General features: G+C 51.3%; 25 protein-coding genes. All 25 read right to left on the bottom strand.

Annotated features, from left to right (window positions below):
- Positions 1-19: 19 nt before the first annotated feature.
- A complete protein-coding gene (locus tag J1781_RS25225) occupies positions 20-211 on the bottom strand; it encodes a hypothetical protein (RefSeq protein ID WP_217234346.1) in 192 nt (63 codons plus the stop codon).
- Entirely contained in the window at positions 211-1,077 is an 867-nt protein-coding gene (locus tag J1781_RS25230; RefSeq protein ID WP_217234347.1) for a glycine-rich domain-containing protein, read from the bottom strand. The genes J1781_RS25225 and J1781_RS25230 overlap by 1 nt, the downstream gene beginning before the upstream one ends.
- Positions 1,077-1,742, bottom strand: a complete 666-nt coding sequence (locus J1781_RS25235) for a DUF2612 domain-containing protein (protein WP_217234348.1) — start codon at positions 1,740-1,742, stop codon at positions 1,077-1,079. Before J1781_RS25235 ends, J1781_RS25230 begins: the two co-directional genes overlap by 1 nt.
- Complete coding sequence (locus tag J1781_RS25240) at positions 1,739-2,938, bottom strand: baseplate J/gp47 family protein (protein ID WP_217234349.1); 1,200 nt, start codon at positions 2,936-2,938, stop codon at positions 1,739-1,741. The genes J1781_RS25235 and J1781_RS25240 overlap by 4 nt, the downstream gene beginning before the upstream one ends.
- The gene (locus tag J1781_RS25245; RefSeq protein ID WP_217234350.1) at positions 2,938-3,291 is read right to left on the bottom strand and encodes a contractile injection system sheath initiator; all 354 of its coding nucleotides are present in this window, start codon (positions 3,289-3,291) and stop codon (positions 2,938-2,940) included. Before J1781_RS25245 ends, J1781_RS25240 begins: the two co-directional genes overlap by 1 nt.
- The gene (locus J1781_RS25250; RefSeq protein ID WP_217234351.1) at positions 3,288-4,043 is read right to left on the bottom strand and encodes a Gp138 family membrane-puncturing spike protein; all 756 of its coding nucleotides are present in this window, start codon (positions 4,041-4,043) and stop codon (positions 3,288-3,290) included. Before J1781_RS25250 ends, J1781_RS25245 begins: the two co-directional genes overlap by 4 nt.
- 78 nt (positions 4,044-4,121) lie before the next feature.
- Entirely contained in the window at positions 4,122-4,562 is a 441-nt protein-coding gene (locus J1781_RS25255; RefSeq protein ID WP_217234352.1) for a type II toxin-antitoxin system YafO family toxin, read from the bottom strand.
- Positions 4,563-4,572: 10 nt separating this feature from the next.
- Positions 4,573-5,145, bottom strand: coding sequence for a hypothetical protein (locus J1781_RS25260; protein ID WP_217234353.1), 573 nt, complete (start codon positions 5,143-5,145; stop codon positions 4,573-4,575).
- Between the two features lie 510 nt (positions 5,146-5,655).
- Entirely contained in the window at positions 5,656-6,000 is a 345-nt protein-coding gene (locus tag J1781_RS25265; RefSeq protein WP_217234354.1) for an STY1065/STY2022 family phage-derived protein, read from the bottom strand.
- Between the two features lie 3 nt (positions 6,001-6,003).
- The gene (locus J1781_RS25270) at positions 6,004-7,068 is read right to left on the bottom strand and encodes a hypothetical protein (protein ID WP_217234355.1); all 1,065 of its coding nucleotides are present in this window, start codon (positions 7,066-7,068) and stop codon (positions 6,004-6,006) included.
- 9 nt (positions 7,069-7,077) lie between these two features.
- Positions 7,078-7,383, bottom strand: coding sequence for a phage baseplate plug family protein (locus J1781_RS25275; RefSeq protein ID WP_217234424.1), 306 nt, complete (start codon positions 7,381-7,383; stop codon positions 7,078-7,080).
- 2 nt (positions 7,384-7,385) lie between these two features.
- Positions 7,386-7,970, bottom strand: coding sequence for a phage baseplate protein (locus J1781_RS25280; protein ID WP_217234356.1), 585 nt, complete (start codon positions 7,968-7,970; stop codon positions 7,386-7,388).
- Entirely contained in the window at positions 7,970-9,913 is a 1,944-nt protein-coding gene (locus J1781_RS25285; RefSeq protein WP_217234357.1) for a lytic transglycosylase domain-containing protein, read from the bottom strand. The genes J1781_RS25280 and J1781_RS25285 overlap by 1 nt, the downstream gene beginning before the upstream one ends.
- Positions 9,903-10,055, bottom strand: a complete 153-nt coding sequence (locus J1781_RS25290) for a DUF6889 family protein (protein ID WP_408004168.1) — start codon at positions 10,053-10,055, stop codon at positions 9,903-9,905. The genes J1781_RS25285 and J1781_RS25290 overlap by 11 nt, the downstream gene beginning before the upstream one ends.
- 35 nt (positions 10,056-10,090) lie before the next feature.
- Complete coding sequence (locus tag J1781_RS25295) at positions 10,091-10,519, bottom strand: phage tail assembly chaperone (RefSeq protein WP_217234358.1); 429 nt, start codon at positions 10,517-10,519, stop codon at positions 10,091-10,093.
- A gap of 3 nt (positions 10,520-10,522) precedes the next feature.
- Complete coding sequence (locus tag J1781_RS25300) at positions 10,523-10,963, bottom strand: DUF3277 family protein (protein WP_217234359.1); 441 nt, start codon at positions 10,961-10,963, stop codon at positions 10,523-10,525.
- A gap of 9 nt (positions 10,964-10,972) precedes the next feature.
- Entirely contained in the window at positions 10,973-12,115 is a 1,143-nt protein-coding gene (locus J1781_RS25305) for a DUF3383 family protein (protein ID WP_217234360.1), read from the bottom strand.
- Positions 12,116-12,120: 5 nt separating this feature from the next.
- Positions 12,121-12,666, bottom strand: coding sequence for a phage neck terminator protein (locus J1781_RS25310; protein ID WP_217234361.1), 546 nt, complete (start codon positions 12,664-12,666; stop codon positions 12,121-12,123).
- Positions 12,659-13,045: a head-tail adaptor gene (locus J1781_RS25315; protein ID WP_217234362.1), complete on the bottom strand. Its 387-nt coding sequence runs from the start codon at positions 13,043-13,045 to the stop codon at positions 12,659-12,661. The genes J1781_RS25310 and J1781_RS25315 overlap by 8 nt, the downstream gene beginning before the upstream one ends.
- The gene (locus J1781_RS25320) at positions 13,032-13,661 is read right to left on the bottom strand and encodes a hypothetical protein (RefSeq protein WP_217234363.1); all 630 of its coding nucleotides are present in this window, start codon (positions 13,659-13,661) and stop codon (positions 13,032-13,034) included. Before J1781_RS25320 ends, J1781_RS25315 begins: the two co-directional genes overlap by 14 nt.
- The gene (locus J1781_RS25325) at positions 13,661-14,077 is read right to left on the bottom strand and encodes a DUF4054 domain-containing protein (RefSeq protein WP_217234364.1); all 417 of its coding nucleotides are present in this window, start codon (positions 14,075-14,077) and stop codon (positions 13,661-13,663) included. Before J1781_RS25325 ends, J1781_RS25320 begins: the two co-directional genes overlap by 1 nt.
- On the bottom strand, positions 14,043-14,360 hold the full coding sequence (locus J1781_RS25330; RefSeq protein WP_217234365.1) for an STY1053 family phage-associated protein: 318 nt from the start codon (positions 14,358-14,360) through the stop codon (positions 14,043-14,045). Before J1781_RS25330 ends, J1781_RS25325 begins: the two co-directional genes overlap by 35 nt.
- 63 nt (positions 14,361-14,423) lie before the next feature.
- Positions 14,424-15,362, bottom strand: a complete 939-nt coding sequence (locus J1781_RS25335) for a DUF2184 domain-containing protein (protein ID WP_408004169.1) — start codon at positions 15,360-15,362, stop codon at positions 14,424-14,426.
- Between the two features lie 17 nt (positions 15,363-15,379).
- Positions 15,380-15,859, bottom strand: a complete 480-nt coding sequence (locus J1781_RS25340) for a structural cement protein Gp24 (protein ID WP_217234367.1) — start codon at positions 15,857-15,859, stop codon at positions 15,380-15,382.
- Positions 15,860-15,865: 6 nt separating this feature from the next.
- On the bottom strand, positions 15,866-17,071 hold the full coding sequence (locus J1781_RS25345; RefSeq protein WP_217234368.1) for a DUF2213 domain-containing protein: 1,206 nt from the start codon (positions 17,069-17,071) through the stop codon (positions 15,866-15,868).
- Positions 17,072-17,088: the final 17 nt, after the last annotated feature.

Genomic DNA, 17,088 nt, shown 5'->3' on the forward strand with positions numbered 1-17,088 from the left:
GTTACTCATCTATAACGCTCTATGAAATAGTGAAAGCATCATCGTAATAAAAAAACCCATCACCTTTATTATAATACATTCCAGTTTGGCAGAGTATTCCATCTAATATTTCCATCAAATAATAACCTTCAATTTGAAATGTTTCATCAGCAACAATAGTGTTTACGACTAATATTGTTTCATTTGCTATAAGAGCATAACTCTTAATCATTATGCGTACTCCTCGATTATTATGCAGCCGTTAGCCCCTTTACCCGCACCGTATGAAGACTGACCAGCTGTACTTCCCGCACCTCCCCCGCCTGGGAAACCGCCAGCATCGCCACTTGATGAAGAGTGAGACAGCCCCCCGTACGATGAGAATGCAGCTCCTCCGGTGCCTCCAAATAGAACCCCGCTATACACCCCTTGCCCCGATTGCCCATTTGACGACAGAATTGTAGAAGATGGGGCTGTTGCGCCGGCGCCGCCACCCGATGGCGCACCGCCGATGCCACCAGGGCAAGTGAGATATGTACCAAATGATGACGCACCGCCTGATCCGCCTGCCGTGGATGAATTAGCACCGCCTGCAGTTCCGCCGCTTCCAACTGTGACAGGAATAGTTGTACCTGCTGGGATGCTTATCCATGACTCAGCATACGCCCCTGCACCGCCTGCGGCCCCCCCAGTCGCCGATGAACCTAAAACCCCTGCGCCACCCCCGCCGGCGCCCCAAACTTTAACTCTGACCTTGGTTGTCCCTGGTGTAGGTGTATATAGCGCACTTGAGAGAAAAGATTTTGGTGCTGAAAGCAAACGCCCAGGTGAAGAGGATAATAAACCAACCTTCAGGTTAGACAAGATCTGAGCAGGGTTACCATTATCAAGTACATCCACCAATGCGCTGTCAGAAATATACTGCGCCAATACATATGCCATTACTGTTGCTTGTCTAATTGCTTTGTTAATTTGCGCAGAGGAGGCTTTCCCAGAACTAAATCCTGAGGTTAATGCAGCCAATGCTTCATAATCAGATTGGGCAGTAACATTTGCACCGCCACCAATTGCAAAAGGCTTAAAGTTATTCGTAGACATTATAAATAAATCCCCCATGCGCCGTCATCAAATCCGGCGATATAGTCATTTTCCAGATCGAAACCAAAGAACTGAGCCCCAACCGATGGAGTAAGAATTTCGCCGGAATAAACTCCAGCGGCTTTTACTGTTAAATACCCTTGCCTTATTGCAGCAAGTAATTCTAATGAAACAGACTCTATTCCATCTGGAGCAAATACCCAGATGGAAACAGTCATGTCCTGGTTGTCGATGATTTGCATCTCTAAACCAGAACCTTTTAATGCGGTATCAAGAATAGCAGGCAATGTTTCATTCGTTCCGTCCCAATGGTTAATTGCTATTTTCGCTTTGAGAATGATTCGATAGGTATCATCGCTCAAGTTCGTAAATCCAGCGTCAGGATCGTATGGCCCCTGCCATACCCCCTGATCGAATCCCAAACCATCCGTGTCAAAGGAAAAGTAAATGCCCGATATCGGTTGGCTAACTATCCGCGTTCTGCCAATCCACTTACCGAGGATGTCCAACTGGACACCAATCGCCTCATCAATATCAAATCCCGTGATAAGGGCATTCATTGCGTTAGCAATATCGGTCAGGGGTCGGGTAATCAGGTCTATGTGATCAACAAAAAGTGGCTTTTGACTGTGGTAGTTAGTGATGAGGTCGGTATATTTACTCATGGCGTCACCGTAATGCTGATGTTATTTACATCACACGTCGCCGACTCGCTGTAACCAATAATTATATTTGCAGCAGCAACCGAACCGGTACTTTTGCCAATCTGCAAGCTGGTGATGTCGTAATATCGGCTTTCCCCGCCGCTCACTACCCCTAGATTTGCAGGTGAATAAACCCGGCTCAAAAGAACGTCATCGCCGATGGTCAGCGCATTTATATACGCGGCGATGGCTGTTTTGATATCAGCTCCGATTTGCGAGGTGTACCCCGTAAATGCCTGAAGAGAAATAGCGATATAAACGGGTACTGGTACCGGGCGGTTAAACCCAATTACGTGAGGATTCCCGTATTTATCAGCGACGGTTATTTGCGTGGTGCCATTCGGAGTAACACCCTGCCCTTTTTTCAGCTGTATGGTTGTCGCAATTTCTGTCGCATCACCGCCGTCAATCACGGCTGTAATCGAATGTGGAGGCAAACCGTTGGCATCCACTGCGCCCGTGTCGTTCTCGTAAAGTTTATGGCGGGTAACCCCTGAGATATTGGCAATCGCACCATCCAGAGCATCGAACGGCGTCACCGACGACAGCGCCACACTTTGCGCCTGACGGATACGCAGCGCCGCGTCAGTTTCAGCAGCTGAGCCAACGGTGGCCGCATTGGGGTTCGTGACCGAGACCCATCCGCGTGTCGGTGTGTTAATGAACGTGACAGTGCCCGCCAGTGCGGCAACAGCGCCAGCAGTGGCACAGGTTGCTGTCACCAGTACAGTCCCGTCAGTACCGATCACCACCGAAGCAGGCAGCGTCCAGATAATGCTGTTCGCGTCTCTGGCTGAACCGTTCGTAATTTCCAAACCGATGGTGCCGGTGATCAGCAGGTCTACCGTTGAGTTGTTCGCCGGGTCGCGATAAATCCCATTAATTTTCACGTTGCTGGACAGCCCGTTACCGATCCCGGTAGCCGGAGATTGACCGTTATAGACGGCAATGGCCGTGTTGTTCGCATCGTGAATGCCCAGTGCATAGAGAGCGATCATCTGCCCATCTTTACTGTCCGGATCTAAATAGGCGTCGGTGCCGTAAATCTGCTGAAAGTAGCCGGTTAATGTGGTGAGAATGGTCTGGTAATCAGGCGCGCTGATCCCCTGAGCTGTTACCGTTGCCGATAACCCCAGTGTGTCAAGATTGAGAGCCATTATGCCTCGCTTGTTACTGTGGCAGTCCCGTAGATGGTGTCGATGGTCGCCGTAAAGGTAACGCGCCGCGTGGTGCTGTTTACGGACGTATCAAAGGAAATAATTGAGCTGACACCCTGCGTCTGCAGAATGTGCTGGCGGATAGCCAGGTTATAAACCTCGGGGCTTTGCTTTCCGAGAACGGACTGGATATAAGGCGTTCCGGCGGTCACATCGAGGAACCACTGACCGCGCCAGAGATTGAACTTCGTTCTAACTGCCTGCGCCACCGCCTCCGGAGAATTTATTAGAAAGGTGTTATCACCTTGCCCGAATGTGTAATCACCGTCAGTGCCTTCGCGTCGATATCTCATACCGGTTTTCCTGTTTGCCCGCTCCCCGTCTGCACACCGCTGTGAACATGATTCTGCAAGCTCTTACCGCCAGCGGTCACATCATTGGTTACGGTGATTGGCCCCAGCATCGTTGCGCTGCCGCCGCTTTCACCCATGCCTTGGCTGAGTGTTCCGTTTATCGTTACCGCACCATTGAGGACGATTGTCGGTGAAGTGATTACTGTACCCCCCTGCGCGTTGGCGGTCAGTTTGCCCGGAGTGTTAACAGTAATGTCGTGCCCGGCGGCAACCTCGATAAATGCAGCCCCATCATCGGTACGCAACTGTGCGCCGCTGGTGCTGATGCCACTGATTTTTTTAACCTGTGACTGCGGACCGATGATAACAAAGGCGTCAGAGGTATCATGCTGGCGCTCATCTACCGCGTCACCGGTGCCGCCGCTCTGGTACCAGAAATCTATGCAGCGGTCAGAAAAAATCACCAGGCATTCATCTCCGGCCTTAACCGGAAACGTCAGTGTGACACCGCCGCCGCGAGGGAACACAACCGGCAGGTCAACCAGCAACGTGATGCCCTCTGCGAATTCAGCACCAGTTTCATCCGGTACCGATCCGTTAACTGCAGGCTGCACAGTACAGGTCACCGTATCAGGGTCGAACGATTGGATGATGCCCGGAACGGCTACGCGCAAAGAGCTGCTGAGCTGTTCGCTCATGGCTTTCAAAGCTTGTGAAAGGTCACCACTTAAATCATGGGAAGGAATTGGCATGAAAAAACTCCATAAAAAAACCCGCACGCGGCGGGTTATATTGGTCTTTAATGCAAAAAACCCGCACGCGGCGGGTTTTTAAAGCTCTGAAAACTTCCTAGCGTAACCAGCCAGCTCTCTCATCTTCGGATACTCTCTTGCTGTTTCGTGTGCATAAGGAGTAAAAACAGCAATCAATGTGTAGTGATTTTCATCAAGAAGATTTCTTGCGTAGACTAATGCGGTATTATTGGTTCTTTCCCACTGGATCGCTCGTTTATCAGTTAGATCAACCCATCTTGGCAACGGGCCAAAAACGTGGGTGCCGATTTCGAAGTGGATATGCCTTAGCTCTGCATCTCGGATATCTTCGGGATCGTCATAAAGAGTATCGCGGCCAAAATAATCTGGTAACTCGCCAGTGGATTTGTATCGGATAAAATCCGCCAACAGCCGCGATTCTAAATCTGGGTATTTTTGGAAAACAGCTTTAAGATAAAGGTTGTAGCTATCTTTATTGTAATCAGCATTAACACCCAAACCTAAATCCTCAATGAATATCGCCAGAATAAAACGCTTTGGTACCGTGCTCAGCTAATTCTCTTAAAGCTTCTCTATTGATATCACTAACAAAAATATCCACAGGTACCGTCATTTGAGATATCAGATGGTTTAGATCATAAATGGCAGATTTAGCTTTAGCAACAGTAAACATTATTGGCTTCACTTCAACCTTACGAGCATCAGAAACGCGCTGGTAAACCGATTTTACAGTTCCATCAATTGCTTTCAGCTGCTGCTCAATCAGATCGATATGACCTTCCTCTTTCAAAGAATGAATTATAACCAAAGCTTCTTTTCGCTCAGCCGTAGCTAAGGAACGGTAAGATGTTCTGAATGCTGATGTCAGCTCTGTAAGAAAGCCGAGAGCATCCTCAATCGTCTCGATTGTTAGTTTTTTAGTGTAGCCGCCAGCCACCGAGCAGTACTCAGGTGCACATGGCAATTTGCTTGCGTCAACGGCAGGAATAGCGACAACTTGCTGCATTAGCAGCCCTATCACTCCTGCGGTTGTGAAAGTATCAATGATTGGCATTTTTCCACTAGATTTAATTTTTTGCATAATGTCCTCCGTGTACTTCTGGAGTACTTCTGACAAAAAGGCCGAGGTTAACTCCCCGACATATCCGCATGATGTGCGATACACGATGCATGATGTGCGATACACGTTGTACGGCACAATATAGGAGGCACAAGATGTTATTAAGTTCGCCTTTGGCGTCCTCAATACACGGTCATGACCTCGTCACAAGTACTAGTCTATTACCTATATGGTAACGCTGCAACTTTCCGGTTGCATTTGGATGATGTAAAACACATCTAAAACTCTCTCATAAACGAGCAAACTTGCCGCGTACCACCACACCTTTCTGAAATGCGCCTCGCTACGTGCTTTCTGTTGCGCTTAAAGGGCATTTAAAAACGCTTCATTTTTGCATGAGACGCAAAATTAATCGAAAAGTGCACGGAATGAGCACAAGAAGCTCACGCTTTCCTTGCTAAGACAGCATGACAGAATCAATGGTGAGGGTAAGTTAATCCAGAAGTGGGGCGGCTAACACAACAGTAAAGTTCACTTCACCTTCACGCAGTCAAACGTGCCATAAGTTCGCGGTGCATCCATACTGGCTTGTAGTATCTGCGCATTCAGGAATGCTTTCCCGTTGCGCTTGATGTACTCCAGCCCATACAACTGACCGTCTTTCGAGGACTCAACGACCCATTCCATTTTAATGTTGTTGTAGTCGTCCTTCTGCTTGAGGAAAGTAACTTTCTGGGTTTTAGGCTTATCGCCATTGATGCGTGACCATCCGTCGTTCGCCGGGCTGGTTCCTAAATAAAATGGTCCACACTGAGAATCTGCATAAGCCAAACCAGGCAGCAGAAAAATCAGCGAGGCCAAAATATTTTTGTTCATCGGTCAGTACGTCCTGTTCAGCGCAGAATTGGTTTGAAGGTCAGCAGAACCTCGCGCCACGCACATCATATCCATGTACCAGGCCTGCCCTCTCGTATCACCAGTATAAGATATCGACTGAACAATATACACACCATCTGTGGCAATACTGGTCGGAGGGATACTGGCAACGCCGGTCACTACCAGATTACCGTTATCGTTGATTTCCGTGATCCGACCGCCGGACATCTGAATATCATTCGATGACAGAGAGGCGCGGTAAACCGATGTTTGATCCAACTCAATCAGGCCATGAACCCGGATATTCGGGTTTATCAGGCAACGCACGTTCACGCCGCCGCCCATAGTCTGCTGTGGCATCCCGATCAGACCGGTTTGGCTGTTCAGCACGATAGCCTCATGGATGTATTTATCGTTGGCGACCATCTGCACCTGACCATCGACGATCTGCCAGGTGGCTTTGCACTGGTTCGCAATGTTGTCCATGACGTTGTGGGCCATGGTAAACATCGAACGCCCGCGCGGGTAAACCGTTGTCGGGAATTCCGGCGTTAGCCCAGACGTGACGCCGAACGGCGCAAAATGCGACATAGTGAGGTCATACAGGTCTTTCACCGTGTAACCTTTCGCCAGCGTCGTATTCATCACGGCGCCCATCAGCGCGCGGTGCCCGTCGATGGCCTGAATGATGATAAACGTGTCCGTTGGATTATCGCGGCCAGTCAGTGAAAACCGGATTTCACCGTTGTAGATTTCGCCAAAGTTCTGGCCGTTGGTCTGGCCTACCTGCGAAGAATCGACGGTTGTTGGCTTGCCTACCTGGCTGGCATCTACTGCCGAGGCAATGCCGTCATAACCGGCGATGATTTTTATCTTTGAAAATTCAGCGCCAAGGATCCGGCTGTTTGTGTTCTGCGAGAGGTTGTAAATTTTGACGGTGGCCACGCGGGAAAACTTGATGTTAAACCACTCAATGTCGAACGTGACTTTGAAGTCCGACAAGCTGATCCCCTTGCCGTTATCGTCGAGCAACTGTATTTCAAAGTGACGCTGCCAGTTCTGGCTCATGATTATCCCTTAACTTTGTACGATATAAAGATGGCTGCCGTTCCCAAGGTCGATTTTTGTCGGGTATTCCTGCGTGGAGTCGTCGCACCCGACGTAAAGAGAGAAGCCAAACCCCATAAAGGAATATTGCGCCAGCAGGTCAACGCCGGTTACCAGAGGAATGCCGGCGATCATCGGGTTGCCGCCGCTATCCTGCATATCCATGACCCAGCCAGCTGCATCACGCCATAGCAGACGTATTTTGTAGGTGGTGTCTACCAGGCTGATATTGAATTGCTGGTTGTCCGGCGACAGGGGAATTTCACTGATGGTGATCGTCATAATCCGAACGCTCCCTTCGCGCCGTCAAACAAGGTCAGCAATAGCGACGTGTTGGCCGTCTTCACTGATTTCGTGCCAGTGTTCTGCACGGAAGACGTACTGACGCCATCCTGCATGTCAGCCTTATCAGCCACGCTGATACTTTGCGTCTGCGAGATAATGACCTCACGGAGCGTGAGCACGCACATCAGCACGTTCTCGCTGGCTCGGTCAGTTGTTACATCGATGGCGCGGATCAGCATATTGCTGTACTGCCGTTTACCGGTTGTCACATCGAACGGCACGCGGCTGGCCTGCAGGTCGAGAATTTGCTGATAAATCTCTTTCGGACTGGTGTCCAGAGAGATACCGATTGCGGAAGTGTCTGCAAAATCCAGCAGCGAACCACCGCCAGAGAAGCCCATTTCCATGGTGACTTCCGCCGGGCGTTTGTAAGAATGGTCAGACACCGGCGCGCCGATTTCTACCGGGTGCTCTGTAATTTCCAGAGCGTCCTGATGCTTCTCGGAAACCACCACGTCAGGGATGATCAGGCCAATTTTCCGCGACCGTTGGTTGAATAATACGGATAGGACGTCCATTAACGCGGCCCTCTCGATACCTGCTGCGCAAGGCGTGAATTAACACCGGTTTGCCGGTCAGCCACTTCCATACCGGCGCGGGTTGGATCACTAACGCCATGAATATAGATGTTGGTTTCCTGACTGACCGTCTGGTTGCCTGGCATATTGCTGAGCACTTTCGGCACGTACTCCCGGGTTTCCTTTGGCAATAGAGCCATACCGTACTTTTGCACGTTGCCGATCCCATAGTTGTAGGAGGCAAGCGTTTTCTCCAAATCACCGCCGTTCATCTTCATCAGCTGTGCGAGGTATTTTGCCGCAGCCTGTGCAGACTTGACCGGGTCAAAAGCTTCGTTTTCCCGCAACCCCAAATCTTTGGACGTGCCCGGCATCAGTTGAAATAACCCCTGAGCTTGCCCGTACTTAGTTTTTGGTCCGAGAGCGTTGGGATCACCACTGGACTCGGTGATGGCCACACTTTTCAGTAAACCATCTGGCAGGTGATAAAGAGATTCCAGCTTATCCAGTGTGGGGCTTAACCACCCCAACAACGCCGAGCCACTGGCCGATGCTTGTGGCCGCTTCACCGATTGAGCGAACTGAGCAGGGTCACTGTCACCAGGCGTACCGCTGAAGAAGTTCTGCATGTCCTCTGTATCTTTGTCGGACATGATGTGAGCTTTTCGAAGGAGTCGCCAGAACGGGCTGTTTGCCAGCTTGCGGCCGAAGTCCTCAAAGAATCCGTTGAACTTGAGGTTCACATAGTTAATGGCGTCATTAATGGCTTTCGACCAGTCACCTTTCATGAAATCAGAAAGGCCCTTCAGCGTTCCTTTCCAGGTGAGAGTACCGGTATTGAGGTCATTCAGTTTATCGGTAAACCAGTCGAGCGCTTTTTTGGCTGACTCTATGCCGGGCTGCCATTGCTCCCAGTCAATCAGGCTTTTACTGCCTTCCTTCCATGACTTGTAATCGTCATAGAGAAGACCCAGAGAGATAATCAGCGTGGTAATAATGCCGATCGGTGAAGTCATGAAGGCGGTATTTAGAAGACGCCACGCCAACATCAGCGCGCCGAACGTGCCGATAAGCTGCTGAGTCCCCTTATCGAGTTTGTTCCACCACTCCCGGATATCCCCCGCGGCCTGAATCAGCCGGAATACAACGCGCCCGATAGTGTCCGCCAGCCATAACAGCCCGCGCACGCCGCGCGTAATGGTGTCTTCAATTTTCGGAAAATTATCGAGGATTTGTTTTCTCAGGCTATCGATCGATCCAGCCAGTCCATTAGCGAGATTGGACCCGATTTTATCCCGCGCCATGCCTGCCATCGCGCTGAAATCACGCAGTGATGTCATGAAACGGTTAGAGCCGACAGCGGCCTGATCGGCGTTATACCCAATGGTTTTCGCCATTGCCGAATATTCAGCGCTGAACGTACCCATACCGCGACGCATCGCCATCAGCGTGTTTTCATCAATGCCCAACATCTGAGCATACTGATTGGCGCGGTAATACGGCATTTTGCTAAGTTGCTGGCCAACGCCGGTAAACACGGCTGACATGTCTCGCATGTTGCCGCTGGCGTCCCGCGTCTGCACGCCCAGGCGGTTCAGGAATCCTTCCGCACCCGGATTATTACGCATAAAACGCGCCAGGCTTTCCAGCGAACCGCGCGCGGCTTCTGCGTTGGAACCTGTCTGTGATGCCGCATAACCCAGCGCTCTTATCCCTGCGACGCTGGCGCCGGTTCGCTGTGATGCCCAGTAAAGGTCATCCAGACCGGCGGCAATTTTGGTGGTAAACAGCAACACGGTCCCGGCAGCTGCTTCAACGACCGTACCCAATTTCAGCACGTTCGCCGTCACGCCAGCGACCACAGTTTCAAACTTTCTCGCCCCGACATCATCGACATCAAATCCCAGGGAGATCAGGAAATCTTTCAACGTTTCAGCGTTCATTATCCGCTCTCCACCTGGCTATCCGCGCCTCGTTATCGTTTTCCATTTTCAGGAAATCATTCATCATTGCGATATCGTACAGATCAATCGCGCCCGATTTCAGGTCCTTCATGTCGAGATGAAAAACCTTAACCGGGCGCAGAATGTAATCCATATCTTCAGGCAATGAGTTGAGTGCTACCCCTCCACCGCCTCCTCTGGCGTCGGCGTCGTAGGGAGTTCTCGCAAAAAATTTCCCAGCGAGTCGCCCACCACACGACCAACGATTTGCAGCATATCGACCATGTCCATATCATCGAACGCCAGTTGATCACCCTGCATCACCGGCACCCAGCCTTTCATGTGCTTGCGCGCCGCCACAGCCAGGCAGGGGAAGATCACCGCGTTGGCGTCTTCATCGCTCAAATCAGAAAGAGACTGAGCAATTTTCGGCAGCACCCTTTCCATGATGCTGGCCGAATCCTTTTTTTCCGCCAGCGCTTTAATGGTCTGAAAATCTGAGAGCATCCCGGAGAGCACCGGCAGTAATTTGCGTGAGACTTTGAACTGGTCAAACACGCTCAGTTTGGCAATGCGGTAGGCATTGCCTTTGATTTCAAATTCCATCGGTTAAAACTCCCCGAGAAGTTCATCGATTTTACCGCAGTCAAACACCCAGGTGACGGTACCAGCTACTTTCGGGTTTGCGTGATCGGGCTGCTTCTGGAACGCCACTGAACGCGCAGTAACCAGATCGCCGGATGCTTTGTTGCGAACAACAATCACATTATTCCCCCATGCGGCAGAAGACAGGCTCTGTGCGTTGTACATCAACGACAGTTTTTTATTCACCGGTGATGTTTTCAACAAAACCACGCTGATCGTGCCGCTTTTACCTGCATGCAGGCTGTGCATCACTTCGCCATCAGCACCCGTTGTCATGGTGTTTTTGGCTTCAGCCATCGTTACGGTGATACCTTCATCGGCATTCGCCGAGCCGTAGCCCAGATCAACAATGCCGGTCACGCCAGACAAGGACGCCGAAACGTCCAAAAAGCTATAGGTTGACATGCTCTCTCCTTAGCGGTTTACGGTGATTGCAACAGAGGCGTAATGAACTGCGCCAGCCAACTTACCAGCCACCTGAATCGGCATGGCCTGGCGTTTTTCACGGTCCTCCTGCAACTGGTTATCAACGCTGTCGGCGTACATGTAATAGCCTTTGGTCAGATAGTCGTTGGTGCTGAGCTGGCCGATCGGACCGCCAGTCCATTTGCCGGGCGCAAACAGGCCATTATCCACCGCCTGAGACAATGCCAGTTCGATGGCCGCCATACGGGTGGTGGTACCGGCATCAGTCTGCGGGATTTTGGTCGGGGAGGTATACAGTGTGTTGTAGTCCGTCGTCTGCACCGTATTTTGCAGCCAGTCAAGGCCGTGGCGCTCGTCAAAGAAGTCGCCGTTTGCCATCACGCCCTGCTCAAGAATTGCCGTATCGTTGTCATACAGGACGTAAACGTTACAGTTTTTCGCCTCCAGCGCAGTAGCCTGAGACGCGGTAAGCGTTTCGTACGTGATGCCCGGCTCCTGTTTGAATTTCAGAGTAATGGTTGTGTTGCTGCCGTTGAAATCTACGGTGAAAGCACGACCGAACGCAGACAGCGCCGCGTAACGACTGGATGATGAATACTGGGTAAAGGTGCGCCCGAAACCGCCGGTCTTCAGCAGATAGGCGATATCCGTCGTGGATGTCGCATCCATTACTTCTGCATCTTGCGTGGTGTTGGCAAGGATGCGGGAAACCGTGGCGGCCTGAAGCGCTGACGCTACGCTGACCATATCCGTATTCGATAGGTCAACGGTATCGGCAAGATGTAACCCATACCAGGAGTTATAATCCAGCATTGCGTTGACGGCCTGCAGTACTGTTTCAACCGTACCCACTTCGCCGCTTTCAAGGGTTTTCACCCAGCGCCCGACATACACCTGAGTAGGTTGCGGAGATTGCGAGAACCAAACAACAGCGGCTTTGTATTCTTCGCTGGTAACACCAAAATCAGTGCCGATATCAGCAGGATCCTCATACAAACGAATGCGCTCTGAGATTGGAATGACAGTGGATGTGCCGAGGATCAGCATGGAGCCAAAATTGCGCCCCTGCGCTGCCTTGGCGGATAAAGTCACGGTCACATTAGCGATGCGACTGACGGATAATCCAGGCATGAGAGTTAATCTCCGGTGGTGATTGGGTTGTCTGTTTCGATTACAGTTTTGATGTCGTACGTGCGGATAACTTTTCGGCGTAGCTGCACGCTGAGGTCATATCGGCGCACCCACTGGTTATTAATGAGTTCGGGAAGATTCAACACGCGGCCACACTGCATAAAGCTCATGCCAGCCCGGTTCAGTTCGTCGTTATTCTGAGAAACGAAAATGCCAGTTCTAAACTGCTTTGCGGTTGCCATACCCTGAGGGCCATAAAAACACGTCAGGATTTCTACGGTTTCATGTGACCACTGTTCCGCGCCGGCATCAGTTTGAACATAAGCGGGATTTTCATCATCAGGGATAGTGGTGATACCGAAAGCACACCAGGTGATACCGTTCTTCGGTATCTGGGTTTGCGGGTCCGTCCAGCGCGGGTAAACCAGATTTTTATTCAGGCCGGTCAGCCCCCGGATCCAACGACTGATTTCCCGTTCAAGCTCCTGGTCATATGCTGGCGCATCGCCAATCGGCGTCAGGTATCCGGCAGTTGTAGAGTCGTTACTCAATTGGCGTCCCTCCGTCAAAGTCCATCAGCTCACAGTGCGCCTGAACAAATCCGGCACCGTACGCCGTGTAGGGATCAACGAAGGTCACCCGATATTCACGCCCGCGATAAGTCACGCTATCCGCATCAAGACCGGGCTGCCCCTGCGTCAGCCTGAACTGAGTAATGATGAGAATGGCACCGTTGATATTCTGTCCGGCAGCCATGCGTTTGGCTTCCAGAGAGCGATCAACGGTAACAACGCCGATGAATGGCATGTCAGTGGGTGTGTTTACCGGGAAATTATCTTCGTCGGTCGTCTGGGTATTGCGATGGCACACCAGCGTGTCATCTGCAAAATCCGGATCCATGAGCAATTCAGATACATCAAGAAGAGGCATTTTTATCCCTCACAATATAAGTGATGGAGCGGAGCAATTCCCCGGTGTCGTAAAGCGGTTTTTCTCCCACGCGCCCGCGCGCCCACCGATTCCTTTTGGTGGACTCCGCCAGCGGGGTGAGTTTATCGCCAGCCTGAATAATGCCTTTCGCCCCATCAGACGCGATGATCCCTGCTCGGTTAAGGGAAACATCAGCCGCCTGCGCATCCCCTGAAAGTATCGCGGATGCCGCCTGCTTAAACTGACTGACAATCTCATTACGCTTTTCATCAATCCCCAAATCCAGAAACGGGCGCGGCGGCAACGTGACTGCATGCGCTTTGACGGTATGGATAGTGGAAAAATTACTTTTCTTGGCCTTAACAAACTGGCCATTATTTGCGAATGAACCATCAGGGTTTACCTTTCGGTTTATCGTGACGCTGTGCTCAGGGATTTCAATCGTGCCGCCGTACGAATGCAGATAACCAAGCTCGGCGTTGTTGATGCTATCGCCTTCGCCTCGCGCTGCGCGGTCAGATGGAATGCCCACCAGCACATCCTTGTTGCCGATGGATTTCAGCGCATCAAGCACTGACTGCGCATTATCTTCTCTGATGATCAGCCCGCTTTTCATCACGGCACCCCTAACTGAACGCCACCCGCGCCGAACAGCATTAAGTACTCCCAAAATTCCGAACCATAACGACTGTTATTCCAGAACCCGGCATTCGGGTCCATGGTCATGCTGGCGTCATAGCTCATGGACACTTTGTCCACTGATTTGGAAGTCAATGCGCCGCTATTGGCGCCACCGGCCCCACCGACAGCCGTCGAACGGTTATCAATGGCATCAAGATATAAATAATGCGCAACGAACAGCCCGCAGAAATATGGAAATAAATCTGTGCCTGTTACGGTTTCATTAAGCAATCTGTCAGCTATTGCAAGCCGGGCTGAAATGCGGATGTCGGGGTATTTGGCGGTGTCGGCGAATTGCGGGAAAAGCGCCCTGAAATCACTTGGCGTCGGAAGACTTTGATTTACCGCCATTGTTTTCACCACTCGATAATGAAGCCACCTGCGCAGTAAGCTCGGTCAACTGACCTTCCAGCTCGGTGATCCTGGTTTCGCGCTCGGTCAACTGACCTTCCAGCTCGGTGATGCGGGAATCAGTTTCGATTGTCGGCGCCTCTCCATCTGGAGAAATGTGCGCTTTTACGAACCAGTGTTCCGCGACATCATCATCGACATCATGAAAGCCAGGCTCAAAGGTCACCGGTTCCCCGGAACCGTCATTGAACAAAAACGATTTTAAAACGTAAATTTTCTTCATCACTGCCTCACAAAGAGCCCCGCGAAGGGGCTTTTGGTTAAATTCAGGAATCCAGACCTAAATTTAAATCCCGTCCATATAGGCCAGAGTTTCGGTATAGACCGGCTCAACGGCACCCAGCTTCCCGTAGTAGGTGACCAACTGATACAGGCCACGGTATTGGACCGGGACGCTCATCAGCGGAACCATTGGGAAGCGAACGAATTTTTTATCATTCGTATACGCAACCATGCGGTCGGTAGCGCCGGTACCAATGCCTTTCGCCCATTTCACAGGACGGATATTCAGCGGGCGCCCGTTCTGGTGGTAAGCGATGGTGTTGGTTTCCAGATAGGTCAGCAGTGACTGATTACCCGCAGTTGACACGATGGTGCTCGCCAGCAGTGCATACTGCTCCGGTGGGATCAGCAGGTCAGTTGGCACCATGGAATACGCGGAGTTCGCCCACGCCAGGCTCAATACGGTGTTGATTGCAACGCGCATTTCATCAGGGGTTGAAGTGGCAAAGGTTTTCGCCGCGTTTGTCGCGGTGATTTGCGACAGGTTGAGCAGGCCTTTAATATTCAGGCCGGTATCACCGATATAAACCTGCTCGTCGGTGTCCATGTTCCATTTGAGCTGCATGCCCTCGTATTTCTGAGAGTCAATCGGGCGCCCAACCTGTGCAGCAGCCTGCAGTTCAGGCAGAGTCCAGCCGAGTTCCATACCCCAGAGCGTCAGCGGGAAGCCCTGTTTGGAAATATCGACATTCACACCGGCAATCGCTGTTGCCGTTTTGCTCAGCCAGTTTTTACCGTTGGATGCCGGAGAACCGGACGCGGAGAAACCAGACTGGGTGAATGAACTGATTTCATCAGCGATTGAAACGTCTTCACGCAGTTGGATGTCGCGGCCCCACGTAAAGGAGACCAGCGGCATATTGAGCGTTTGATCAAGACGTTCAAGCTCATGAATTAAAAAGGCACCAGTACCGTCTACTGTCGCCTGATCGAAGGTTTGCATTACCATGTCCGCTTTCCTTAAAGGTTGAAGGCGATTTCAATGTTGCCGCTGGTGTCACCAGGGCCGGTAAAGTACGCATTGCTGATCAACACCGTATTGGTGCTGTCAGCCGCCGCAACGAAAGTGCCGATTGCAGAGGTAGCAACACGCATATACACAGCGCCGCCCAGCGTAACGCTGCTGGCATCACCGCCGATATTGACGTTGACATAGCCGCGCTTGAGATTGTCACCGGTGAAGTTCTTGCCGGAGCCAATCTGCTGCACGACATCAGGCTGCGATGCGGTAGGGAACGGGCGAACAAAAATACCCGCAAGCACTGCCGCCGTATCGCCGGACGCGATAGGAACAAATTTACCGCCTGAGTATTTACCGCCCACGCCATAAGCAGTGAACAGATTGGTTGAATCCAGAATAACTGGCTCAATCGTGAGATCCTGAGGGCGTGAGATAGCGCCGGCAATGCCCGCAGGCATCCGTTTTAAATATGCAGTCATTGGGGTTTAACCTCGTTTTGCCCAGAAATCCTGGTTGGCTTGGTTCAGGCCAGCAATGGTGGAACGCGTTGCGTCACCCATTGCGCGGGCGCTGTCGGTGGTTTTGGTGTTGCGGGTTTTGGCAATTTCAGAAACTGCATTGAACGCCATATCAACAGTGCGTTTAGGCATTTTTGAAATGTCAGCATCGCCCACAACAGAACGTACGATTTTCTGATCTGCAGAGGCCAGAACGGTACGTTTGAACGGGGTGATTTTGGCCTTCTCAGGCAACTGAATACCCGGTTGGATGAGGTCGGCGCGATAAGCTGCGTCGCCGGTAATTTTTTCTTCCTTCTCTTCTTTTTCTTCCTTGTCCTCGTCCCCCATTTTTTCTTCGGTGCCGGTTCCTTCCAGCTTATCCAAACGTGCCATGAGTGCCTTCGCCCAGGCTGGAACGTCTTCACCTTCATCACCAGTAGAACCTGGCAATTGCGGTCCCGGTAATGGTTGTTGCGGTGCGAGGTGGATATTCACTACCCCGCCCGGAGTGGTTGAATTGGTAACATCGTCATCACCCGTCATGGTGTCTGGCGGGTTGTCGATGAGTTCTGCCATAGTGGCCGCGTCATTGGTTTTCTTGGCTTTGACAAGCCGTTCAAACCAGCTTTTCTTTGTAGTTGGCATACTATCTCCGAGTGCACAACGGGATCCGGCCCGCCCGTTAGGGACGAGTGCCAGGTGATTACCGGTGATGTCAAACTGATTGGCAACACCGGGGGAAATTTGCTTGTAATCGGCATCGTAGCCACAACTGACCTCATCAGAGCCCCGCTGAATTGCTTCAATGCCGGTTTTGTCTTTAACGATGACATCGGCGATCAGAAGGTCGCTGTTATCACCTTCACCGCGCCGGACGTTTTGCAGATGGCCGACGGCTAAAGCTCGCCAGTTGTCAGGGGAAACGAAAATAATATTCCCGGCGAAATCTGTCGGATGACCGACGGTTACCCCCATACCTTCAAACGAAGCGATAGTCTTTTCGCTAAAAACCTCTTCCGGTGTCCGGTGAACGGTAATCAGTCCGTCAGCACCCGGCTCGAGTTCCGGTAATTCTTCGGCACCATAAACCTGCGTGCCGATACGTGCGATGGGGACGTCTTTGCAAAGCAGCGAGCCATCGGAAAGCATGAATCGCGTGTTGCCTAAGCGCGTTTTGAAGAAATATTTCATTTTTCACCTGCTGGATC

This window comes from Rahnella perminowiae (assembly GCF_019049695.1).
Classification (GTDB): Bacteria; Pseudomonadota; Gammaproteobacteria; order Enterobacterales; family Enterobacteriaceae; genus Rahnella; species Rahnella perminowiae.